Below are 22,583 nucleotides of genomic sequence, written 5' to 3' on the forward strand. Positions count from 1 at the left end.
CAATCGGGCCTTCTGCTTTTCTGCCACGCAATGCCGTGACAACTACCGCTACATTACTGCACGCTCACCGCCCCAAAGTTCTGCCGCCCAAACGGGCTCACCTGATACCCGCTAACGTTCGTGCGCGTCAACGCAGTGGCCGTCGGATAGCCGAGCGGAATCCACAGCGCCTGGTCGTGAATGATCTTCTGCGCGGCTTCATACGCCTTCGTACGCTTCGCGAGGTCGGCGGTTGCCTTGCCGTCGGTGATCAGCTTGTCGAGCTGCGGATCGCAGTAGCGCGCGAAATTGATACCCGACTTCACCGCGTTGCAGCTAAAGAGCGGTGACAGGTAATTGTCCGGATCGCCGTTGTCGCCGGCCCAGCCCATGAACAGCGTGTCGTGCTGCCCCTGCTTTGCCTGCTTGATCAGCTCGCCCCACTCGATCACCTTCACGTCGGCCTTCACACCGATCTTTGCGAAGTCGGCCTGCAGCAGTTCCGCACCGACCTTCGGGCTCGGATTGAGCACGCTGCCGTTCGGGCGCACCCAGATCGTCGTTTCGAAACCGTTCGGCAGGCCCGCTTCCGCGAGCAGCTTCTTCGCCTGCACCGGATCGTACGGCCATGGCTGGATCGCCTTGTCGTAGCTCCACGTGTTAGGCGGATACGGATTGGTCGCAGGCGTCGCCGTGTTGTCGAACACGGTCTTCAGATACGTCGTGCGATCGAACGCGAGGTTTAGCGCCTGGCGCACCTTTGCGTTATCGAGCGGCTTTTTCTGCGTGTTCAGTGCGACGAACGCGGTCATGAACGCGGGCGTCTGTTCGATCTTGATCGACTTGTCGGACTTCGCTTCGGCGATGTCCTGCGGTTTCGGCGACAGCGCGATCTGGCATTCGCCGGCCTTCACCTTTTGCGCGCGCACGGTGGCATCCGGCGTGATTGCGTAGATGAGCCGGTCGATCTTCGGCTTCGGCCCCCAGTAGGTCGGGTTCACGTCGTAGCGGATGATCGCGTCTTTCGTGTAGCTCTTCAGCACGAACGGCCCGGTACCGATCGGCTTTGCATTGAGATCGGCCTGCTTGCCGGCCTTCAGCAACTGGTCCGCGTATTCGGCCGAGTAGATCGATGCGAAGCCCATGGTCAGGATCGGCACGAAGGTGGCGTTCGGTTCGTTCAGCTCGAACTTGACCGTGCTGTCGTCGACCTTCGATACCGACTTGATCAGCTTCACGAGTCCCATCGACTGCGCATGCGGAAACCCGCTCGCGCCCGTGACCTTGTGCCACGGGTTGCTGTCGTCGAGCATGCGGGTGAAGGTGAACACGACGTCGTCGGCGTTCAGCGCGCGGGTGGGCTTGAAGTAATCGGTGGTCTGGAACGCAACGCCCGGCCGCAGATGAAACGTGTACGTGAGGCCGTCGGCGCTGACGTCCCACTTGTCGGCGAGCGCGGGCGCGACTTTCTTCGCGGCTTCGTCGTAAGAGACGAGCGAGTTGAAGATCACATCGGCGGAGGCGTTGGTGGTGACGAGCGAGTTGAACTGGACGACGTCGAAACCGTCCGGGCTCGCTTCCGTGCAGACGGTCAGCGGCTTGGCCAGCACGAGCGCGGGTGCCGCGGCGAGTACGACGGCGGCGAGCAGTTTGAAGCGCATAAGATCTCCCAAAACAGGCGTGGTATCAGGCAGTTCGAGGCAGTTCGTCTTCGTTCCGGCAGCGACAACCCCGGCCGGGCGTTCTGATCGAGATGCGGGCGATGCGTGCAGTGCCTGTCTGCATTTCGTTGCGATTCGTTGCGTTTCGCATCCCGCCTGGGAGAAAGCTTATCGAAGGGGAGTTGCGCCGACAACCACTTAAACCGCATATGCATATGGACGGGCCACGCCGCCACGCACCGGCTCACGACACGTGCATCGTGACAGAAGGCTCGCTTCGACACGCGGCTCGCTTCGGCTACGTGTGTGCGTTTATCGGTCTATCGGTCAGTCCGTCACAGTCCGTCAGTCTTCGGCGCGCGGCTTGTGCGGCGCTTTTTCGAACGCGCGGTCGTAGAGCCAGCGAGGCGTGACATGCAGCAGCATCGCGACCACGCGCATCTGCCACGGAAACACCGCGAACGACACCTTGCGTGCGACCGCATCGGCCACTTTCCTGGCGAAGCGATCGGCGTCCATCAAAAACGGCATCCGGTACGGATTGTGATCGGTCATCGGCGTGCGGATGAAGCCGGGCGCGATCGTCACGACGGCCACGCCGCGCGGCCGCATCTCGACGCGCAGCGCTTCGAGATACTTCATCGCCGCGGCCTTCGATGCGCTGTACGCGCTCGAGCCCGGCAACCCGCGCACCCCGGCGACGCTCGCGACACCGACCAGCGTGCCGGTACGCGCAGCGCTCATCGCGGCGGCGAACGGTTCGAAGGTGGCGACCATGCCGTAGTAGTTGATGTCCATGACTTCGCGGAAGGTCCGCAGGTCGCCGCGACCGCTGACCGCACCGCGGCTGATACCGGCGTTGGCGATCACGACATCGGGGCAGCCGTGTTGATCGATGAACTGCTGGGCGGCCGAGGCGAGCGCTTCGGCGTCGCGGACATCGGCGGGATAGATCGAAACGGAAGTCTGGGGATGGGCTTGCTGGAACGCGGCGAGTGCGTCGCCGCGACGGGCGACCAGGCCGAGGATCGCGCCGCGCCGCGCATATTCGGCGGCGAGCGCGAGGCCAATGCCACTCGATGCGCCGGTAATGAAAACCTTCAGAGGTGTACTCATTCCGGCGCCTTTGGGGATTACATCTTCTTCGCGCGAACCTGGGCGACCAGGTAGTCGAGCACCTGAATCGTTCCCGGCAGGTCGTTTGTGATGGCGGGGCTGGTTTCGTACTTGCCCTGCACTGCAAGCGTCGGCACGCCGTCGATCTTGTAGTCGTCGAGCAGCTTCTTGTCACGTGCCAGCGCGGTCTGCGTCGAGAACGAGTTGTACGCTTCCTTGAACTTCTTCGGATCGACACCCTTGGTGGCGAGGAATTTGGCCTGATCTTCCGGCGTCAGCAGGTAATCGTGGTTGACGTGGATTTCGTTGAAGATGGCCGGGGTCAGCTGCTGTGCGAGGCCGAGTGCATCGACAGCGTGGTACAGCTTCGAATGCGGAATGAAGTCGTCGCGGAACGCAACCGGCACGCGCTTGAATACGACGTCCGGACCTTGCTTCTTCACCCATGCTTCGAGGAACGGGTCGAACTCGTTGCAGTGCGGGCAGCCGTACCACATGAATTCGGTGACTTCGATCTTGCCGGCCGGCACTTCGACCGGCTGCGGCGCGGCGAGTACCTTGTAGTCCTTGCCTGCGACCGGTGCGGCCGGCGACGCGTGGGCAGCGCCCGCGACGATACCGACGGAGATGAAGAGAATGCCAAGCAGTTTTTTCATGTCGTGTGGACCTGATAAGGCGGAAATAACGGCGACGTGCGACGGCGGCTTGCCGTAGCGTGCGTCGCCACTACGAAAGTTGTGCGACCCGGGTGACCCAGCGATCTGCGCCATCGTACAGGCTACGGCGCCGTTCTGCCGTGATTCAGACCTGCGCCGCGCACCGAAGGTTCAGCGGCGGCGCAGTGTGTTGGCTTACTGTTTGGTGAAGCGAATGACGGCGGTATCGACGCCCGCATCGGACAGCCGTTGACGCGCCGAATTCATGTCGTCGAACTTCGAGAACGGCCCGATGCGCACGCGATAGTACGTGATGCCGCCCGCATCGCGCTGCGTCACCTTCGATTCGAAGCCCTGGAACGCGAGACGCGCGCGCTGCTGTTCGGCATCGGCGGAGGTCTTGTAGGCGCCGACCTGCAGGAAGTAGCCGGTATTCGCGTCGGCTGCGGCGTTCGATGTACCCGTTGCCGGTTTGGCGTTGGCCGCATTGGCTGCGTTGGCCGTGGAGCCTGGCTTCGGCGCGGTGTTTGCCGCGTTGGCCGTGGCCGGTGCCGAAGCACCCTGCGGCTTCTTCGTCTGCGTGCTGTTGTCCTGCGCGGGCTTGGGCGCGACAGCGACGCCGTTGCTGGCCGCCGGCGGCACTTCGACGATCTGCGGTTCTTCGAGCATGCCGGACGACTGCGTCTGGTTGGTCGACTGTCCCGGTGCGGTATTCGGCGGCGCCGGCTGGGCGGCTTGCGGCACCGCGACGCCCGGCGTCTTGCCCTGCAGCGGCCGGTTGGGGTCGTATTGCGGCTGGCTCGCACCCGCGTCCGAGGCGGCGGCCGGCGCGACCTTCGCGACGAACGGCGTCGGTGCGCGCGTGATGTAGAGCGCCACCACCACCGCGATCGCCAGGCCGACGATCAGGCCCAGCACGATACCGAGAAAAGTGCCCCCGGTTTGTTTCGACTGCTTCGTAGTGCGGCGCGGTTTTGCCATCGTTTGAATCACCTGCGAAAAGAATCGTGGAACGGCCGTCGATTATAACGACGGCCGCACGCATCCCGCTGCGCAATGCCTACATCTTTGCGGGGGCGGAGACGCCGATCGCTGCCAGACCGTTGGCGAGCACCTGGCGCGTCGCCGCGAGCAGCGCGATGCGGGCATTGCGAAGCGCTTCGTCGTCGACGAGAACGCGTTCGGCATTGTAGAACGAGTGGAATTCGCCCGCGAGGTCGCGCAGATAGAACGCGACCGCGTGCGGCGCGAGTTCGTCGGCGGCGTGCGCGAGCATGTCGGGGTATTCGGCGAGCTTCTGCAGCAGCGCCATCGCCTGGTCGCTGACGAGCGGCGTGACGTCCACGGTGGGCAGCACGGCCTCGTCGGCGTTGAAGCGCGACTTCCATTCGTTGATCACCGAGCAGATCCGCGCGTGTGCGTACTGGACGTAATACACGGGGTTTTCGTCGTTCTGCTTGAGGGCGAGATCGATGTCGAAGACGAACTCGGTGTCGGCCTTGCGCGAGATCAGGAAGAAGCGCACCGCATCGCGGCCGCGCCGGATGGTCGCTTCATCGAGCAGATCCGGCGCGGCTTCCGCACCTTGCGCAGCGCCGCCCGACCATTCGATCAGGTCGCGCACGGTCACATAGCTGCCGGCCCGCTTCGAGATCTTCACTTCCTGGCCGTCGCGCATCACGGTGACCATCTTGTGCAGGATGTAGTCTGGATAGCCCTTCGGAATGCCGACGCCGAGCCCCTGCAGGCCGGCGCGCACCCGCGCGATCGTGCCGTGGTGGTCCGAGCCCTGCACATTGATGACCTTGGTGAAGCCGCGCTCCCACTTCGCGACGTGATAGGCGACGTCCGGCACGAAGTACGTGTACGTGCCGTCGGTCTTGCGCATCACGCGGTCTTTGTCGTCGCCGTCGTCGGTGGTGCGCAGCCACAGCGCGCCTTCCTGCTCGTAGGTCTTGCCTGCGGCGATCAGCGTATTGACGGTCTTCTCGACGAGTCCTTGCGTGTACAGCGACGATTCGAGGAAGTACTGGTCGAAGATCACGCCGAATGCCTGCAGGTCCATGTCCTGCTCGTGGCGCAGATACGCGACCGCGAAACGGCGGATCGCATCGAGGTTTTCGATGTCGCCGGCACCCTTCACTGGTTCGCCGTCCTTGGCTGCCACGGTTTCGCCGTTCAGATAGTCGTGCGCGATGTCGGCGATGTATTCACCGTTGTAGGCGGACTCGGGCCAGCCTGCATCACCGGGCTTCAGGCCGCGCGCGCGCGCCTGGGTCGACAGGGCCAACGTCTGGATCTGCACGCCCGCATCGTTGTAATAGAACTCGCGATGCACGGCGTAACCCTGCGACGCGAGTACGTTCGACAGTGCATCGCCAAGCGCCGCCTGGCGACCGTGGCCGACGTGCAGCGGGCCGGTCGGGTTGGCGGAGACGAATTCGATCAGCACGCGCTTGCCTGCTTCGCGCTGCGAGTGGCCGAAGTCGGCGCGTTCGGTGAATATGGCGCCGACTACGGCCTGCTTTGCAGCGGCGGCAAGACGCAGGTTGATGAAGCCAGGACCGGCGACTTCGGCGCCGTCCACAAGACCTTTAGCCTGCGGGTGCGCGAGCACCGCGTCGACGATCTGTTGTGCGAGCTGGCGCGGATTGGCGCGCAGCGGCTTGGCGAGCTGCATCGCGACGTTGCACGCGACATCGCCGTGCGCGGCGACTTTCGGGCGTTCGAGCGTGATGGCGGGCGCGACGAAGGCGGCATCGGCTTGGTCCTGGGCGGCCTGGGTAGTCTGGGCGACCTGCTTGACGATGTCGGCGAGCAGTGTTTCGAGAGTCAGTTTTTGTGCGGGCAGCATGCTTGTTGCGAGTCCAGTGAGGCAGTGCAGTAAGGCGACCGAGGCGCCGGATGGTAGTTCGGCCACGGCAGGCGGCTGGTCCGCTCGCGGCGGATGGTTCGTTTCGCCTGCGGTGGATCGTTCATCGGCCTGCGGTCGTCGCCACGGCCGCAGGCGGCGATCGGGGAGGCGGGAGCGGGCGGAGCAGCAAACGGGTCCGGCGCGTCGGGAGGTGCTTTTTCGGTCTAGACGGATTTTAGCAGGTGCTAATATGTCCATTGAGTGTCCACTGGATCGATGCCCGATCAAGGGCCGTGGCAGCCGGCGCGCGCCGGCCTTGCCAACGAAACCGTATGAATCACCGTTCTATGTCGTTTCGTACGCGAATCCAACATAACGAAAAGGGAATTGCCATGCTGGTTACTTTCAAATGTCGCGCCGCCCCGGACGTCGTGATGCTCGAAAATCTCGCACAGTATCTCGTCGGTATCGTCGGCAAACCGCTTGGCGAACGCGGCGTCATCATGCACGACGAACTCGATGCGGCGATCGCGAAGCTCGAGTCGGCCATCGTCACCGACAAGCAGGAGCGCGCCGAACACGACGGGCACTTCCACGAAGGTGAAGAAGGCCACGAGCATCATGAAATCCCGATCGGTCTCGCGCAGCGCGCGTACCCGTTCCTCGACATGCTGCGCCTCGCGAAGCAGGAAAACAACGACGTGCTCTGGGGCATCTGAACGGTTATCGGGTGGTGGCCCGCGGTGCTGGTGCTGGCATTGACCAGGCCCGGAAAGAATCCCGCGGCCTGGCGAGCGCTGGATAAATAACCGCGCGCATCGAGCGCACCAAAGACATGGAGCCCGCTATAAGCGGGCTCCGTCGTTTCTGCAGGTCTGCAATGCGCCGCAAACCAAACGGTGCATTGCACGTGTCTTGATTACTGGCTGGCCGCTTCCGGCGTAGCGGCCGGCGCAGATGCACCCTTCTTCACCTTTTTCTTCTTCGCCTTCTTCACGTGCTTCTGGGTGGGCGGCGAGTACGAACTGACCGCGCTCGCTTCGGCGGGCGTGGCGGTTTGGGCGAGCGCCAGCGACGAGCCCGCAGCCAGTGACAAAGCAGTCAGTAACAGCGTCAGCTTTTTCATACGATTTTCTCCGTGACGGTTGCAAGTCGATGAAGCCGGCGCGTTGTTGACCCCGCGTCCGGCGGGTACTGCTGCTTCAGCTTACAAAACCGAAATTCGTGCTGCGAGAAATATTCAGCCTTACACATCCGATATATTGCCCACCCGTCGAGGCTTTACAGCAGCGGCGCGAGCGCCCGTTCCGCATCCGTTTTCGACAGCGCCATGCGCTGCGCGAAGTTTTCAACCTGATCCTGGGCGATCTTGCCGACCGAAAAATACGTGCTGTCGGGATGCGCAAGATAAAAACCGGAGACGCTTGCCGCGGGCAGCATCGCTAGCGACTCGGTCACGCTCATGCCGATCTCTTCGGCGCGCAGCACAGTGAACATGTCCTGCTTCACGAGATGGTCCGGGCAGGCCGGATAGCCCGGCGCGGGCCGGATGCCGCGGTATTTCTCGCCGATCAGTTCTTCGTTGGAGAGCGTTTCGGCTGCGGCGTAGCCCCACAGGTCGCGGCGCACACGCGCATGCATCGCTTCGGCGAACGCTTCGGCAAACCGGTCGGCGAGCGCCTTCAGCATGATCGCGCTGTAGTCGTCGTGATCCTTCTCGAACTGCTTTTCCTTCACGTCGACGCCGAGGCCGGCCGTCACCGCGAACATGCCGATGTAGTCGGCCACGCCCGAATCCTTCGGCGCGATGAAATCGGCCAGCGACCGGTTCGGCCGCATCACGCCATCCACCACCGGTCGCACGCTCTGCTGGCGCAGGTTGCGCCATGTCAGCGCGACTTCAGTACGCGATTCGTCGGTGTAGATCTCGATGTCGTCGTCGTTGACCGTGTTCGCGGGCAGCAGCGAGATCACGCCGTTCGCGGTGAGCCAGCGGCCCTGGATCAGCCGCGACAGCATCGATTTCGCGTCGGAGAACACGCGTCGCGCCGATTCGCCGACGATCTCGTCGTTGAGGATGGCCGGATACGGGCCGGCGAGATCCCAGGTCTGGAAGAACGGCGCCCAGTCGATATAGTTCGCGAGTTCGTTCAGATCGAAGTTCTTGAACACGCGCCGGCCGATGAACTTCGGCTTGACCGGCCGGTAGCCGGCCCAGTCGATCTTCGTCTTGTTCGCGCGCGCCTCGGCGAGTGTGACCATCGGTTGAACCTTGCGGTTGGCGTGCTGGTCGCGGATGCGGTCGTAGTCGGTCTTCAGGTCCTGCAGATACTTCGCCGCGCCCTCATCGGAGAGCAGGCTCGATGCAACCGACACCGAGCGCGACGCATCCGGCACATACACGACAGGGCCTTCGTAATGCGGCGCGATCTTGACGGCCGTGTGCACGCGCGAAGTCGTAGCGCCGCCGATCAGCAGCGGAATCTTCTTGATGCGGAAGTAATCGTCGCGCTGCATTTCGGAGGCGACGTAGGCCATTTCCTCGAGGCTTGGCGTAATCAGCCCCGACAGCCCGACGATATCCGCGCCCTCGACCTTCGCCTTCGCGAGAATCTCGTTGCACGGGACCATCACGCCCATGTTGACCACTTCGAAGTTATTGCACTGGAGCACCACCGACACGATGTTCTTGCCGATGTCGTGCACATCGCCCTTCACGGTGGCAATAACGATCTTGCCTTTCGCGCGCACGTCGCCGCCGGCTTCGGCGAGCAGCCGCTTTTCTTCCTCGATGAAGGGGATCAGATGCGCAACGGCCTGCTTCATCACGCGCGCCGATTTGACCACCTGCGGCAGGAACATCTTGCCTTGACCGAACAGGTCGCCGACGATGTTCATGCCGTCCATCAACGGCCCTTCGATCACGTTGATCGGGCGGCCGCCGGCCGCGTCGATCTTCGCACGGACCTCTTCGGTATCCTCGACGATGAAGGTCGTGATGCCGAGCACGAGCGCATGCGACAGACGTTTCTCGACGGGCTGGTTGCGCCATTCGAGGTTTTCCTCTTTCTTCGCGGCACCGGTCTTGAACTTGTCGGCGATTTCGAGCAGACGGTCGGTGCCGTCGTCGCGGCGGTTCAGTACGACGTCCTCGACGCGCTCGCGCAGTTCGGTGTCGAGATCGGCATAGACGCCGAGCTGGCCCGCGTTGACGATGCCCATATCCATGCCCGCCTGGATCGCGTGATACAGGAACACGGTGTGGATCGCCTCGCGCACCGGGTCGTTGCCGCGAAACGAGAACGAGACGTTCGACACACCGCCGCTGATCTTCGCGTAAGGCAGGTTCTGCTTGATCCAGCGGGTCGCGTTGATGAAGTCGACCGCGTAGTTGTTGTGCTCTTCGATCCCGGTCGCAATCGCGAAGATGTTCGGATCGAAGATGATGTCTTCGGGCGGGAAGCCGACTTCGTTGACGAGGAAGTCGTACGAGCGCTTGCAGATCTGGGTCTTGCGCTCGAAGGTATCGGCCTGGCCTTTTTCGTCGAAGGCCATCACGACCGCGGCTGCGCCGTAGCGGCGAATCAGCTTCGCGTGATGACGGAACGCGTCTTCGCCTTCCTTCAGCGAGATCGAGTTGACGATCGCCTTGCCCTGCACACACTTCAGACCCGCTTCAATCACTTCCCACTTCGACGAGTCGATCATCACCGGCACGCGCGCAATGTCCGGTTCCGACGCGATCAGATTCATGAAGCGGACCATCGCCGCTTTCGAATCGAGCATCGCTTCGTCCATGTTGATGTCGATCACCTGCGCACCGTTCTCCACCTGCTGACGCGCAACCGCGAGCGCTTCGTCGAACTGGCTGTTGAGAATCATCCGCGCGAACGCTTTCGACCCGGTGACGTTGGTTCGTTCGCCGACGTTGATGAAGAGCGTGCCGGTCGTGACATTGAACGGTTCGAGGCCGGACAGGCGCAGGGTGTGATCGGTCATGGCGTTGTCTTTTTTATGGAGCGGTGCAGGAGCGTGGGTCAGCCGCGCGGCTCAGGCCGCGTCGCGATAGTGATTCGGCCACCTGCGCGGCTTGATGTCGGCGAGTGCTTTTGCGATCGCCGCGATATGTTCCGGCGTCGTCCCACAGCAGCCGCCCGCGATATTGACGAGCCCGGCCTGGGCAAACTCCTTCAGCAACCCGGAGGTGTCGGCGGGCGTTTCGTCGAAGCCGGTGTCGCTCATCGGATTCGGCAGACCGGCGTTCGGGTAGCACGACACATACGTATCGCAGAGCTTCGCGAGCTCGGCGACATACGGGCGCATCAGCGCCGCACCGAGTGCGCAGTTCAGCCCGAACGTGAGCGGCTTCGCGTGCCGCAGCGAATTCCAGAACGCCTCGACGGTCTGGCCGGACAGGATGCGGCCCGACGCGTCGGTGACGGTGCCGGAGATCATGATCGGCAGGATTTCGCCCGTGTTTTCGAACAGTTCGTCGAGCGCAAACAGCGCCGCTTTCGCGTTCAGCGTGTCGAAGATCGTCTCGACGAGAAACAGGTCGACACCACCTTCGAGCAGCGCTTTCGCCTGCTCGTAGTAAGCGGTGCGAAGCTCGTCGAAGGTCACGTTGCGCGCGCCCGGGTCGTTGACGTCGGGCGAGATGCTGGCCGTTTTCGGCGTCGGGCCGATCGCGCCGGCGACAAAGCGCGGCTTGCCCGCGCTCGAGTAACGCTCGCACGCGGCGCGAGCGATCTTCGCCGATTCGAGGTTCATCTCGTACGCGAGGTTCTCCATGCCGTAGTCGGCCTGGGCAACGGTAGTCGCACCGAACGTGTTGGTCTCGATGATGTCGGCGCCGGCCGCGAGGTACTGCTCGTGAATCTCGCCGATGACCTGCGGTTGCGTGATCGACAGCAGCTCGTTATTGCCCTTGATGTCGCGCCCGTAGTCCTTGAAGCGCTCGCCGCGATACGCTGCTTCGCCGAGCTTGTACTGCTGGATCATCGTGCCCATCGCCCCGTCGAGGATCAGGATGCGCGACTCGAGCAGCGCGGGCAGCGTTGCGCCGCGCGTGTAGACACGGGCGAGCGCATGGGTGCGGGCGGCAACGGCGGAGGAAGCAGGCTGGTTCATGGCGAAATAATGGCAAAAGCGCGTGGCAAAAAGCGGCTTGCGCCTGATGGGACTCGGGAACCCGTCATTGTAGCCGCAGCCGCATGGTGGCGCTGCGTGTGGCCATCGGGCTGAAAAGCGCCCCCGTGCGGGCGAGCAAGATCTGTTTCGCAATGACAAAGAAAAAGTCCTGTCCGGCACGGAGCCGGACAGGACTTTTGAGTAACGTGTCGCCGGGGCGTGGGTTAGTGAAGCACGACCGGTTGATTCATCAGACTATCGAATTGCCCGAGGAACTCGTCGACTTCGTCCAGCGACGGTTCCTCCTGGATCAGCTTCTGTACATGTTCGCGAAAGCGCGCAGCCATGGCGCCGTCGATATAGATCTCGCGTTGCATATTCTTGTCGACGATCTCATAACCGCCTGAGCGCATGGCGAGATGGCCATCTTCAGGCGGAAACTCGACAACACAATAATTGGGGCTGTTGTAGATCATTTGCATGGCGACACTCCTTCTTTCCGTGGGCTCCAGGCCGTTCCTGCGCCATACATGGAGCATATGGTGTGGAATTCAAGGGGTGGGTCCGGGCAACGCTAGTAAAAATTTCCGGACCTGAAGGTTAGACAGGGCTTTGTAGAAACGTTTCAAGCATGGCAGCAAATCGCTGTGATTGCTCGATCGGTGCAAGGTGCGCGGCATCGAGCAATTCGTGCCGAGCCCCTTCGATCGCCTCGGCGATCGCCGCCGTCGCAGCTGGCGGCGTGCCCGTGTCGTGTCGACCGGCTACGGTGAGCGTCGGCATGCGCAGTGCGGCGAGCCGGTCGCGCACGTCGAAATCGCGCAGTGCTTCGCATGCACGCGCATAGCCTTGTGGCGACGTTTGCAGCAGCACTTCGCGGATCTGCTCGACTGCTTCGGGATGCGCCTGCTGGAAGTCGGGTGTGAGCCAGCGACCGATTGTCGCAGAGGCGAGTGCCGCAAGACCGTCGTTGCGTGCCGAGGCCGCACGCTGGTCCCAGACCGCGCGGCCCTCGGGCGGCGTGCCCGCGGACGTATCGGCGAGGGTCAAGGTGTCGACGCGCTGCGGGTAATCGAGTGCGAACTGCTGCGCGATCATGCCGCCCATCGATATACCGACCAGATGCGTATGCGTTACACCCAGCGCATCGAGTAGCGACGCCAGGTCGTGTGCCAGATCCGCGATGCTGAAATGGGTATCCGTGACCGCGGTTGCACCATGGCCGCGCACGTCGTAGCGCAGCACCGTGTAGTCGTCACGAAAATAACCGGCCATCTGGTCCCAGATGGAAAGATCGCCGCCCAGTTGATGGATAAACGTCAGCCAGGGGCCGCCGCCCTCGTTACTCAGTACATAACGTGTGTCGATGCCGTCGATGTTCAGTTGCATGCGGGCTCCGTTAGTCGTGATGCGGTGAAGATGCGTTGAATGACGCAATGTCGCGAGATATACCGTCGCACGAAGCGGGCCAGCGGTGCCTTGCGGCGCGGCGTGCGATAGACGTCATGGCGGCGTCGCTGGGCGTGCGCCTGGTGGATGCGAGTGGAGTCTCACGAGGAAGTTTCAGGGATCTGTGTAAGACCTGGTGAGGTTCAGGGGCTTGGCGCGCTGTTGCCCGAGGGGGCGCTAGGGGTCGGTGCAGGCGCAGGTGAAGCGACGGGTGGCGTTGCGGGTGACGCGTCCGGTGAAGCAGTCGTCGGAGGGGCGGGGAAAGCAACAGGCGGGACAGCGGGTAATCCAGCTGGAGATGTAGCGGGCGCGACAATGGACGACGAAGCCGGCGTGGCAGCGCTACCAGCACTCCCGGCAGCGGCGCCGGGTTGAGGCGCGGCGAGATCGTTTGCCCCGTTTGCCCCGTTCGCCCCGCCGACATCAGGCGCCGGTGAAGCTGCGCCGCCGGCCGCATCGCCATCGGGCGCACCAAGCTTGCCGCGCCAGACAAGCTCGATCTGCGTGCCGTTCGGTTCGGTCTGCACGAGTCGCGCGGGCAACCAGCCTAGCGACGGCGCGAGCCATACGTCGATGCGCCGCTCATCGCCGGCGTGACGCGACAGACGCATGAAGTGCCGCGCACCGACGAAGCCCTGTGCAGTGCGCACTGTCTCGTCGCCGATCGTTTCGATCGGCCAGATCTCGCCACTGTTGTTATCCGCGACGTAGAACTGCCGCGTGACGCCAGGCTTGTACGCATCGGGGTCGCCGCGCACGAGGCTCGCAAGCTGCATCACCATGCTGAAGCGGTCCTGCGCGCCATCGGGCAACGCGAGCGTTGTCGGTGTGCGCGTGAAGGCGATCTGCTTGTCGGTGCGGTTGAAGATCGTTACGTCTTCGGGGCGCCGGCCGCGTTTTTCGATGTACTGATCGGGCGCGAGACCGAATGCGTCGACCCGGCCGTGGCTCGAATAGGTGAACGGGCCGATAAACGGTACTGGCATCGAGACGACGATCTCATAGTGCTGGCTATCGCTGGTCCAGTGGATCGTGCCGGGCTGGTTGCGTACGCCGTTGTAAAACGTGTCGTACTGCATGTCGCTGGACGGCGGTACCGAGAACTTCACGCCGGGCGTTGCCTGCGCGGCACTAGCGGCACTCGGTGCGGAGGCGCCGGTGGCGGCCGCATTGCCGTTTGCGCCTGAAGCTGCCGTTGCAGTCGCAGCGCTTGCGGCCTCGGGCACCGCGGGCGCAGACGCAGCGGCTGGCGCCTTCGCGTCGGGTTGCGTAGCCGTCAGCACATGTTCTTGCGATGCATGGGGACGGGCGCGTTGAACCGGTGCGGGCTTCGGTGCGGCAGCAGCCGGTTCGGCGGCCGGCTTTTGCTCGATGCGCTCGGGCTGTAGCAGCGCAATTTCGACCGGCGCGTGTGCGGCGTCGGCGGGCTGGAATGTTTGCCGATTCCGCTCGATCCACTCAGCGGCGATCCAGTGCAGGCACAGCACGGCGATCAACACCGCGATCCAGCGTCCTGCGCGCGAGCTCAACCGCGCCGCTGCCGTTGGCGGACGATTCGGACGAGGCGGGCGGTTCGGACCGCGACGGAGCGCAGATGACGACATGCAGGACGGGATAGGTGGGCGGTAATAACTCGTGAGGAATCGGGCGGCGAGTGGCTTCGGTCGATACCGTACACGCAATCGATGAGCCAGCGCGCCTGCGGGGTTCGACTGTACCGTTACCCGCGACGTTCCGGGCCCACGCGAAGCAACAGGCCAACACGCTCCGTGAAACTCGCCTCAGCGCGGCGTCGGACTATACCCCAGCTCGTACGACAGTCTGTCCGCGCATTCGCGCAGCGCTGTATCGATGGCACCACCCCAGCGAATGTCGAACGCGCCCTCATGACCGAGCGCGATCAGCCCCAATGCGAGTTCGCCGGTCGAATCGAACACCGGCATGCAGAACGCGTGGATCGTCGCGAGCAGCATGCCCTCGACACGGGCCGCGCCATGTGCGCGCACTTCATCGAGCGCGCGCTCTACTTCTGCCGGCGTGCGCGGTGTGTCGGCCTGTGTGAACCGTTGCGCGCCGGCGAGTTCGCGCTCCATCAGTGCAGCGGTTTTGCTGCGCGGCAGATAGGCGGCGAACAGCAGGCCGGTCGCCGAGCCGAGCAATGGCATCACGTCGCCGAGCTTCAGCGATGCCTTCGCCGGGTAGCTCGATTCCATCCAGTGCACGACCGTCGGCCCCTGGTTGCCCCATACGGCGATGCCGACCGTCATGTCGAGCCGGTCGCGCAGTTCGGCGAGCGCGACACGCGCGAGCTTCACGCCATCCACCCGCGCAAGCCGTGCGAGCCCCAGTTGCAACGCGAAACCGCCGAGTTCATAGCGTCCCGACAGCGGGTCTTGTGCGACTACGCCGAGCCGCAGAAAACTCACGAGGTAGCGATGCGCCTTCGCCGGGCTCATGCCCGCGCGTTGCGCGAGGTCGCGCAGCATCATCGCGCGCGGTTCGTGCGTCAGTACGTCGAGTAGCCGGAAACCCACTTCGATCGACTGGATGCCCGAGCGCAGTTTCTCTTCGCCGGCGTCCGGCGCGTCGTCGTCGGCTTCGAATGGCTCCAGGGCATCGGCGGCCGCGGGCATAGCCGGCGGATCGATAGCATCGGCGGCGTTGCGACGGGCAGTGCGTGGACGAGTGGATGACGGCATGAGCGGGAGCAGGCGCGAGCCGCGAAGGCACGTGATATACAGCGGTGGAAAAACGCGCGTTTGGGTCGCGCCGATTCACCATCGTAGAATAGATTCCTTCTATCGTCATCCATACCGCTCATTTCCCTATGAAACTTGCCTCGCTGAAGGACGGCACGCGCGACGGTCAACTGATCGTCGTATCCCGCGACCTGCATACCGCGGCGATTGCCGACGCGATCGTGCCGACGCTGCAACGCGCACTCGACGACTGGACCTTCTACGCGCCGCAACTGCTCGATCTGTACGACGCGCTGAACCAGGGCCGCGCGCGCAACACGTTCCCGTTCGATGCCGAAAACTGCATGGCGCCGCTGCCACGCGCGTTCCAGTGGGCCGACGGCTCGTCGTATGTGAATCACGTCGAACTCGTGCGCCGCGCACGCGGGGCGGAGATGCCGCCCGAGTTCTGGACCGACCCGCTGATGTACCAGGGCGGCAGCGACGATTTCATCGGGCCGCGCGACGACGTGATCTGCGCCTCGGAAGCCTATGGCATCGACTTCGAAGCGGAAGTCGCGGTGATCACCGGCGATGTGCCGATGGCCGCAACCCCCGAGCAGGCGCTGAAAGGCGTGCGGCTCGTCACGCTCGTGAACGACGTTTCGCTGCGCAACCTGATTCCCGCCGAACTTGCGAAGGGCTTCGGCTTCTTCCAGAGCAAGCCGGCGACATCGTTCGCGCCGCTCGCCGTCACGCCCGACGAACTTGGCGAGCACTGGCGCGCAGGCCGCGTGCATCGGCCGATGATCGTCCACTGGAACGGCAAGAAAGTCGGCCAGCCTGACGCCGGCACGGACATGGTGTTCCACTTCGGCCAGCTGATCGCGCATGCGGCGAAGACGCGCAATCTGCGCGCGGGCACGATCGTCGGCTCGGGCACGGTCTCGAACAAGGATGCGAAGCGCGGCTACTGCTGCATCGCCGAGAAGCGCTGCCTCGAAACCATCGAGCATGGCGCACCGCAGACCGAGTTCATGCAGTACGGCGATACGGTGAAGATCGAGATGTTCGACGAGGCGGGCAAATCGATCTTCGGTGCGATCGATCAGGCGATTGCACCGCCTGACGGGGCGCGCTGAACGTAACGATGGCGCGTGCTGAACGGTTCGACTGCATGCTCCGAATCGGTGGACGGTGCGCGTTTAACCGCATCGGCAGGCAGCAGACTGCACGCGCTTGACTGCCCGAAATACCGCGCCCGGCTGCGCGGCCTGCCGCGCCGATCCGAAAGGGTTTCGCCCGATGCCGGGCTGCCGGTGCGCCGCTACACTGGCTGACGCACGCGCCGGACGCGCACCGTGTCGCACGACCTCACGCCGTACGACAACGACAGTACGCAACAGACGGCCGGCATAGAGAACAACATCGCCAACAACAAGAACCATCAGGAGACTTCCATGCTGCGCTTGCGCCCGTTCGACATGACGACCCGGCGTGCCCGGGGCATATCGCTATCAACCGGAGCCGGAGCGAGCACGCCGTTACGCCGCTGGTTGCGCTGCGTGCCGCTACTCACAGTCGGCTTGCCCGCACTCGCACTCGCCCAGGTAAAAATCGGACTCGTGCTGTCGCTGACCGGACCGGCCGCATCGCTTGGCATTCCTGCACGCGACACCGTCGCGCTATTTCCTAAAGAACTGGCCGGCCAGAAGGTCGAATACATCGTGCTCGACGATGCATCGGACACGACGCAGGCCGTACAGGACACCAAGAAGCTGATCTCCGAGAATCATGTCGATGCGATCATCGGTTCGTCGATCACACCGAACTCGCTCGCGATGATCGACGTCGTCGCGGAAGGCGAGACGCCGGCTATTTCGCTGGCATCGTCCGCGAAGATCATCGAACCCGTCGATGCAAAACGCCACTGGATGTTCAAGACACCGCAGACCGACGCGATGATGGCCTCCGCGATTGCCGAACATGCCAGCGATCACGGTGTGAAGACGATCGCGTACATCGGCCAGGCCGATGCGCTCGGCGAAACCTTCTATACCGAGGTCGCGAAGTTCGCGGATCTGCATCACATCCGCGTGGTGGCGAGCGAACGCTTTAACCGCACCGATCCGAGCGTGACCGGCCAGATACTCAAGATCATGGCCGCGAATCCCGATGCAGTCGTGGTCGGCGCTGCCGGGACGCCGGCCGCACTGCCGCCGCGGACGCTGATCGCGCGCGGCTACAAGGGCGAGATCTATCACAATCACGGGGTCGGCAATAACGACTTCCTGCGCGTGTGCGGCAGCGACTGCAACGGCACGTTCCTGCCCGCAAGCCCGGTGCTGGTCGCCGCGCAACTCTCCGTCGATCACCCGGCGAAGCGTCTCGCGCTAGACTACATCGGCCGCTTCGAAGCGCTGCACGGGCGCGGCAGCGTATCGGCGTTCGGCTCGTATGCGTGGGATGCCAGCATGCTGCTCTCGAACGCCGTGCCGATCGCGTTGAAGAGCGCGGCGCCCGGCACACCCGAATTCCGTCACGCACTGCGCGACGCACTCGAAGCAACACGCGGCTTCGCGGATACCAACGGCGTCGTCAACATGAGTACGACCGATCACCTTGGGCTCGATCAGCGCGCACGGGTGATGGTGCAGATCCGCGACGGCAAGTGGGTGTATCAACCGCATTGAGCTGCACTAAGCCACATTCAACCGCATCGACCCGGATACCGCCGGCACGCAACCCTCGATCACGGAAAACCGCCATGTCGAATCAACCACCGGAGCCAGCGGCATCGCCCGATGCGCCCGACCGCAACCCCGCCTTCTACGCGCACTACGAGTCGCTGCAACTGCGCCGCCATCCGCACGGCATCCTCGAAATCGTGATGAACGGTGCGGGCGCGAATCGCAGTGGTCTCGCCACCGCCGACGAGCGCATGCATCGCGAACTCGCCGACATCTGGCGCGACATCGATCGCGACAACGAGACCCGCGTCGCGGTGATTCGCGGCGAAGGCAAGGGCTTTTCGGCTGGCGGCGATCTGGACCTCGTCGAGCAGATGGCGACCGACTTCGATGTCCGCACGCGCGTCTGGCGCGAGGCCCGCGATCTCGTCTACAACGTGATCAACTGCAGCAAGCCGATCGTCTCGGCGATGCATGGGCCGGCGGTCGGCGCGGGTCTCGTCGCGGGGCTGCTCGCCGATATTTCGATCGCGGCGAACACGGCGAGCATCATCGATGGTCATACGCGCCTCGGCGTCGCGGCGGGCGACCATGCGGCGATTGTCTGGCCGTTGCTGTGCGGGATGGCGAAGGCCAAGTACTACCTGCTGCTGTGCGAGCCGGTCAGCGGCGAAGAAGCGGAGCGCATCGGCCTCGTGTCGCGCGCCGTCGATGAAAGTGCGTTGCTGTCCACCGCGTTCGAGATCGCCGAAAAACTCGCGTATGGCTCGCAGACGGCGATCCGCTGGACCAAGTACGCGCTGAACAACTGGCTGCGGCTGGCAGGGCCGACCTTCGATACCTCGCTGGCACTTGAATTCATGGGCTTCGCGGGGCCGGACGTGCGCGAGGGCGTGAGTTCGCTGCGCGAGCGTCGCCCCGCCGATTTTCCGGGCAGCGAGCCGTTCTGATGCGGTTTCGCCTGTGTGTCGCGGCCGTGTTGCGGAGCGCGGCGCGCAGCACGGCCCGCGCGGTATGATCGGACGAAGCGCATCCTGTCCGTGAACGGGCCGCCGCGCTTCAATCGTTTCCGGTGTGAGGAGAAAGTTATATGACCGATAAATCCGGCACCGCGCCGCCTTTCCCTGGCTTCCCAGGTTTCCCCCCTGCCGGCATGCTCGACCGGATGTGGGAGATGATGCGTCTCACGCCGTTTGCGGGCGGCCAGCCCGGCGCGGCGCAAGGCTTCGGACCGTCGCTGTCGATGATGTCCGACATGATGGCGCCGCTGACCAACGTCGAGGAACTCGACAAACGCATCACCGACATGCGCGCCGTCGAGCAATGGTTGAAGCTGAACCTGAACATGTTGCAATCGGCGATCCAGGCGCTCGAAGTGCAGCGCGCGACGCTCGCAACGCTGCGCGCGTTCGGCGCGTTTGCGCAGGCGCCGCTGGGACCGAAGGAGACGTCGTCGTCGGCGGCGTCGCCGTTTGCGTTCTCGGCGGCGGCAGCAGCTGCGGCGTCTGGCAGCAAACCGGCTGAGCCCGCTGCGAAAGCGGCCCCGGCGCCAGAGGAAGCAGCCTCGGCATCGACCGTTGGCACAGAAGCCGGCGCGCCCGCGTTCGATACGTCGGGCTGGTGGAACCTGCTGCAATCGCAGTTCAATCAGCTTGCGCAGTTCGCGATGACGCAACCTGGCGCGACGCCCGATGCGCCAGCTGGCACGGCCGCGCCTAAGGCAGCCGGAGCGAAGCAGCCGGCCGCGAAGCGCAAACCGGCGGCGAAGCGGGCGTCGAGCCCCTCGCGCGCGAAGAAAACCCCGCCGCAGCCCGAGTAAAACACCACCATCACCGACAACCCGATGCGTACCTCATGCGACTCGCACTGGTTCTGATGGGCGGCGGGGCGCGCGCGGCCTATCAGGCCGGCGCATTGCAGACGCTCGCGAGCATTGCCCGCGAGGTCGCGCCCGCGCAGCGCGCGTCGCCGTTCACCGTGGTGTGCGGCACATCGGCGGGGGCGATCAATGCGACTTCGATTGCGAGCCACGCCGACGATTTCGCGCGCGGCGCAGAACGGCTCGTCGACGTGTGGTCGGGCATGCGCGCGAATCATGTGTATCGCACCGACTGGCCCGGTGTGGTCGGAGCCGGGGCGCGCTGGCTCGCGGCAATGACGCTCGGTTGGGCTGCGCGCCGCTCGCCGCGTGCGCTGTTCGACAATGCACCGCTCGCGAAGCTGCTGCATGAAACGCTCAACTTTCACCGCATCGACCAGATGCTCGAATCGCGTGCGCTGCATGCGCTGTCGGTGACGGCGCTCAGCTATTCGTCGGGGCGACACCTCACGTTCTATCAGGCCAGCGAGCCGATCCACGCATGGCGGCGCGCACAACGCACCGCGCGGATGGTCGAACTGACGCCTGCGCATCTGCTCGCTTCGTCCGCGATTCCGTATGTGTTTCCGGCTGTGTCACTCGAAATCGACGGTCGCCATGAATATTTCGGCGACGGCTCGGTGCGCCAGATCGCGCCGCTCAGCCCCGCGATTCACTTCGGCGCCGACCGCATCGTCGTGATCGGTGCGGCCACGCCGCGCCCCGAAGTGCCGGCGATCGAGCAGCAGGACAACTATCCGTCGCTGGCGCAGATCGGCCAGCAGGTGCTCGCGAGCGTGTTTCTCGATGCGATCGGCGCGGACATCGAACGGATCGAGCACGTCAACCGGATGGTCTTGCAACTGCCGCATGCCGTCGAGCCCGAAAGCGGCTGGCGCCACGTAGACGTGCTCGCGATCGCGCCGAGCGAACGTATCGAGCTGATCGCGGCACGCCATCTAAAGCGCTTGCCGTTGACGGTGCGCGGGCTGCTCGGCGCGGTCGGCGGCAACCGGGCATCGGGCGCGTCGTTTGCCAGTTATCTGCTGTTCGAAAGCGAATTCACGAGCGAGCTGATCGAACTCGGCCGGCGCGACGCGCTTGCCCGGCGCGATGAAGTGGCTGCATGGATCGAACAGGCGGGCACAAGCGGGCACGCTGGCCGCTGACACAATCGGGATGTCGCCCCGGATCGACGCGGCAGACGGCTTTTCCATCCTGCATCCGGCGGTGAGCCGGACCGTCCCGGACGCAACCAGGTTTTGTCAAGTTCGCGTGCTATCATGCAATGAGCTTTCAGAATGTTCGGGCGCACAGAAAACAACCCACGAATCGCCCGTTTGTCGGCCCAGGCAAGGTAGTTCTCCACCCACGGCTGACCGCGTGGCGGTCGCCGCCCCGCGCAAAAACCGGCTTTTTTCGCAAACGCATAATCGTTTCCAGACGTTTCTTTGCGACACGCGTGCATCTGAGCGTCCGATTGCCGCGTAAAATCGAACATTGAGCACGTGAACAAGCGGTTTTCGTGCGTCAGCCGAAACAGTAACCAGATTCAACAGTCGTCGTAACGCGCAGAAACAGGGGTGGGAATATGAACACCATGCTTTATCCGGAACTTTACAGATCGCTCGAGTCCGTTCGATGGGACATGGAGAAGGACATTCCATGGGACTCGTTCGATGCTTCGCTGCTCACCGACGAGCAGGCGGCGACGATCAAGATGAACGCGATCACCGAATGGTCGGCGTTGCCCGCGACGGAAATGTTCCTGCGCGACAACCACCACGACAGCGACTTCTCCGCCTTCATGAGCGTGTGGTTCTTCGAAGAGCAGAAGCATTCGCTGGTGCTGATGGAATACCTGCGGCGCTTCAAGCCGGAACTCGTGCCGACCGAGGAAGAACTGCATGCGGTGCGCTTCACGTTCGATCCGGCGCCCCCGCTCGAAACGCTGATGCTGCACTTTTGCGGCGAGATCCGTTTGAACCACTGGTATCGCCGGGCCGCCGAATGGCATACCGAGCCGGTCATCAAGCACATCTACGAAACCATCTCGCGCGATGAAGCGCGCCACGGCGGTGCCTACCTGCGCTACATGAAGAAGGCACTGACGAACTTCGGCGACGTCGCGCGTGCGGCATTCGCGAAGATCGGCGTGCTGATGGCGTCGGCCCGCCGCACTGAAAAGCCGCTGCATCCGACCAACCTGCACGTGAACCAGGCGCTGTTCCCGCGCGACACGATCCAGTCGCGCCTGCCCGATCCGGAATGGCTCGAACGCTGGCTCGACGAGCAGATCCGCTTCGACGACGGCTGGGAAAAGAAGGTCGTCGAGCGCATCCTGCACAACCTGTCTATCTTGTTCGAACGCACCTTCAACACCGCGCAGGAACTGAATCGCTACCGCAAGGAAGTGGTCGGCCGTCTGCAGGTCGAGCAAGGTTCGGTGCAGCAACAACCGGCCTGATTGCGCCGGTAGCCGGTAGCAAGAATCAGAAGCCCGAACCGGCAA

At 63.8% G+C, this 22,583-nt stretch carries 19 protein-coding genes; 7 read left to right on the plus strand and 12 right to left on the minus strand.

Annotated elements, in window-relative coordinates:
• Positions 1–53: 53 nt before the first annotated feature.
• The 5 genes from M0D65_RS20960 to argS all read right to left on the minus strand — a co-directional run bounded on the left by M0D65_RS20960 (position 54) and on the right by argS (position 6,266).
• Positions 54–1,640, minus strand: a complete 1,587-nt coding sequence (locus M0D65_RS20960; protein ID WP_266254384.1) for an ABC transporter substrate-binding protein — start codon at positions 1,638–1,640, stop codon at positions 54–56.
• A gap of 345 nt (positions 1,641–1,985) precedes the next feature.
• Positions 1,986–2,756: an SDR family oxidoreductase gene (locus tag M0D65_RS20965; RefSeq protein ID WP_266254385.1), complete on the minus strand. Its 771-nt coding sequence runs from the start codon at positions 2,754–2,756 to the stop codon at positions 1,986–1,988.
• Between the two features lie 17 nt (positions 2,757–2,773).
• Complete coding sequence (locus M0D65_RS20970) at positions 2,774–3,412, minus strand: thiol:disulfide interchange protein DsbA/DsbL (RefSeq protein ID WP_091010876.1); 639 nt, start codon at positions 3,410–3,412, stop codon at positions 2,774–2,776.
• 195 nt (positions 3,413–3,607) lie between these two features.
• Complete coding sequence (locus tag M0D65_RS20975) at positions 3,608–4,393, minus strand: SPOR domain-containing protein (RefSeq protein ID WP_091009322.1); 786 nt, start codon at positions 4,391–4,393, stop codon at positions 3,608–3,610.
• 79 nt (positions 4,394–4,472) lie between these two features.
• Positions 4,473–6,266 (minus strand): arginine--tRNA ligase, encoded by a 1,794-nt coding sequence (argS, locus tag M0D65_RS20980; protein ID WP_266254386.1) that lies wholly within the window; start codon positions 6,264–6,266, stop codon positions 4,473–4,475.
• 392 nt (positions 6,267–6,658) lie between these two features.
• On the opposite strand from argS, the gene M0D65_RS20985 reads away from it, so the two are divergent.
• On the plus strand, positions 6,659–6,985 hold the full coding sequence (locus M0D65_RS20985) for a DUF1840 domain-containing protein (protein WP_091009327.1): 327 nt from the start codon (positions 6,659–6,661) through the stop codon (positions 6,983–6,985).
• Between the two features lie 200 nt (positions 6,986–7,185).
• Here M0D65_RS20985 and M0D65_RS20990 read toward each other — a convergent pair whose 3' ends face one another.
• The 7 genes from M0D65_RS20990 to M0D65_RS21020 all read right to left on the minus strand — a co-directional run bounded on the left by M0D65_RS20990 (position 7,186) and on the right by M0D65_RS21020 (position 15,478).
• A complete protein-coding gene (locus M0D65_RS20990; protein WP_266254387.1) occupies positions 7,186–7,392 on the minus strand; it encodes an acid-shock protein in 207 nt (68 codons plus the stop codon).
• 155 nt (positions 7,393–7,547) lie between these two features.
• Complete coding sequence (metH, locus tag M0D65_RS20995) at positions 7,548–10,307, minus strand: methionine synthase (RefSeq protein WP_266254437.1); 2,760 nt, start codon at positions 10,305–10,307, stop codon at positions 7,548–7,550.
• A gap of 9 nt (positions 10,308–10,316) precedes the next feature.
• On the minus strand, positions 10,317–11,396 hold the full coding sequence (locus tag M0D65_RS21000; protein WP_266254388.1) for a homocysteine S-methyltransferase family protein: 1,080 nt from the start codon (positions 11,394–11,396) through the stop codon (positions 10,317–10,319).
• Positions 11,397–11,620: 224 nt separating this feature from the next.
• Positions 11,621–11,878, minus strand: coding sequence for a DUF3567 domain-containing protein (locus M0D65_RS21005; protein WP_091009340.1), 258 nt, complete (start codon positions 11,876–11,878; stop codon positions 11,621–11,623).
• Positions 11,879–11,996: 118 nt separating this feature from the next.
• Positions 11,997–12,785, minus strand: a complete 789-nt coding sequence (gene pcaD / locus M0D65_RS21010; RefSeq protein WP_266254389.1) for a 3-oxoadipate enol-lactonase — start codon at positions 12,783–12,785, stop codon at positions 11,997–11,999.
• Between the two features lie 203 nt (positions 12,786–12,988).
• Positions 12,989–14,374: a DUF3108 domain-containing protein gene (locus tag M0D65_RS21015; protein ID WP_266254390.1), complete on the minus strand. Its 1,386-nt coding sequence runs from the start codon at positions 14,372–14,374 to the stop codon at positions 12,989–12,991.
• A 252-nt stretch (positions 14,375–14,626) separates the two neighbouring features.
• Positions 14,627–15,478, minus strand: a complete 852-nt coding sequence (locus tag M0D65_RS21020; protein WP_266254438.1) for an IclR family transcriptional regulator — start codon at positions 15,476–15,478, stop codon at positions 14,627–14,629.
• A gap of 194 nt (positions 15,479–15,672) precedes the next feature.
• Here M0D65_RS21020 and M0D65_RS21025 point away from each other — a divergent pair, with 194 nt between their 5' ends.
• The 6 genes from M0D65_RS21025 (at position 15,673) to M0D65_RS21050 (ending at position 22,538) form a co-directional block, all read left to right on the plus strand.
• Positions 15,673–16,665: a fumarylacetoacetate hydrolase family protein gene (locus M0D65_RS21025; protein ID WP_091009351.1), complete on the plus strand. Its 993-nt coding sequence runs from the start codon at positions 15,673–15,675 to the stop codon at positions 16,663–16,665.
• Between the two features lie 342 nt (positions 16,666–17,007).
• Positions 17,008–18,216: an ABC transporter substrate-binding protein gene (locus M0D65_RS21030; RefSeq protein ID WP_266254439.1), complete on the plus strand. Its 1,209-nt coding sequence runs from the start codon at positions 17,008–17,010 to the stop codon at positions 18,214–18,216.
• 74 nt (positions 18,217–18,290) lie between these two features.
• Positions 18,291–19,163, plus strand: a complete 873-nt coding sequence (locus tag M0D65_RS21035; RefSeq protein ID WP_266254391.1) for an enoyl-CoA hydratase/isomerase family protein — start codon at positions 18,291–18,293, stop codon at positions 19,161–19,163.
• A 140-nt stretch (positions 19,164–19,303) separates the two neighbouring features.
• Positions 19,304–20,032 (plus strand): PhaM family polyhydroxyalkanoate granule multifunctional regulatory protein, encoded by a 729-nt coding sequence (locus M0D65_RS21040; RefSeq protein WP_266254392.1) that lies wholly within the window; start codon positions 19,304–19,306, stop codon positions 20,030–20,032.
• 35 nt (positions 20,033–20,067) lie between these two features.
• On the plus strand, positions 20,068–21,240 hold the full coding sequence (locus M0D65_RS21045) for a patatin-like phospholipase family protein (RefSeq protein ID WP_091009360.1): 1,173 nt from the start codon (positions 20,068–20,070) through the stop codon (positions 21,238–21,240).
• Between the two features lie 422 nt (positions 21,241–21,662).
• Entirely contained in the window at positions 21,663–22,538 is an 876-nt protein-coding gene (locus tag M0D65_RS21050) for a ferritin (protein WP_091009363.1), read from the plus strand.
• The last annotated feature ends 45 nt before the right edge of the window (positions 22,539–22,583 follow it).

Origin of the sequence: Paraburkholderia sp. CHISQ3 (assembly GCF_030464945.1) — a bacterium.
Classification (GTDB): domain Bacteria; phylum Pseudomonadota; class Gammaproteobacteria; order Burkholderiales; family Burkholderiaceae; genus Paraburkholderia; species Paraburkholderia megapolitana.

Coding starts and splice junctions, on each gene's coding strand:
- M0D65_RS20960 (WP_266254384.1), bottom strand. CDS start 1,640: ATGCGCTTCAAACTGCTCGCCGCCGTCGTACTCGCCGCGGCACCCGCG.
- M0D65_RS20965 (WP_266254385.1), bottom strand. CDS start 2,756: ATGAGTACACCTCTGAAGGTTTTCATTACCGGCGCATCGAGTGGCATT.
- M0D65_RS20970 (WP_091010876.1), bottom strand. CDS start 3,412: ATGAAAAAACTGCTTGGCATTCTCTTCATCTCCGTCGGTATCGTCGCG.
- M0D65_RS20975 (WP_091009322.1), bottom strand. CDS start 4,393: ATGGCAAAACCGCGCCGCACTACGAAGCAGTCGAAACAAACCGGGGGC.
- argS (WP_266254386.1), bottom strand. CDS start 6,266: ATGCTGCCCGCACAAAAACTGACTCTCGAAACACTGCTCGCCGACATC.
- M0D65_RS20985 (WP_091009327.1), top strand. CDS start 6,659: ATGCTGGTTACTTTCAAATGTCGCGCCGCCCCGGACGTCGTGATGCTC.
- M0D65_RS20990 (WP_266254387.1), bottom strand. CDS start 7,392: ATGAAAAAGCTGACGCTGTTACTGACTGCTTTGTCACTGGCTGCGGGC.
- M0D65_RS21000 (WP_266254388.1), bottom strand. CDS start 11,396: ATGAACCAGCCTGCTTCCTCCGCCGTTGCCGCCCGCACCCATGCGCTC.
- M0D65_RS21005 (WP_091009340.1), bottom strand. CDS start 11,878: ATGCAAATGATCTACAACAGCCCCAATTATTGTGTTGTCGAGTTTCCG.
- pcaD (WP_266254389.1), bottom strand. CDS start 12,785: ATGCAACTGAACATCGACGGCATCGACACACGTTATGTACTGAGTAAC.
- M0D65_RS21020 (WP_266254438.1), bottom strand. CDS start 15,478: ATGCCCGCGGCCGCCGATGCCCTGGAGCCATTCGAAGCCGACGACGAC.
- M0D65_RS21025 (WP_091009351.1), top strand. CDS start 15,673: ATGAAACTTGCCTCGCTGAAGGACGGCACGCGCGACGGTCAACTGATC.
- M0D65_RS21030 (WP_266254439.1), top strand. CDS start 17,008: ATGACGACCCGGCGTGCCCGGGGCATATCGCTATCAACCGGAGCCGGA.
- M0D65_RS21035 (WP_266254391.1), top strand. CDS start 18,291: ATGTCGAATCAACCACCGGAGCCAGCGGCATCGCCCGATGCGCCCGAC.
- M0D65_RS21040 (WP_266254392.1), top strand. CDS start 19,304: ATGACCGATAAATCCGGCACCGCGCCGCCTTTCCCTGGCTTCCCAGGT.
- M0D65_RS21045 (WP_091009360.1), top strand. CDS start 20,068: ATGCGACTCGCACTGGTTCTGATGGGCGGCGGGGCGCGCGCGGCCTAT.
- M0D65_RS21050 (WP_091009363.1), top strand. CDS start 21,663: ATGAACACCATGCTTTATCCGGAACTTTACAGATCGCTCGAGTCCGTT.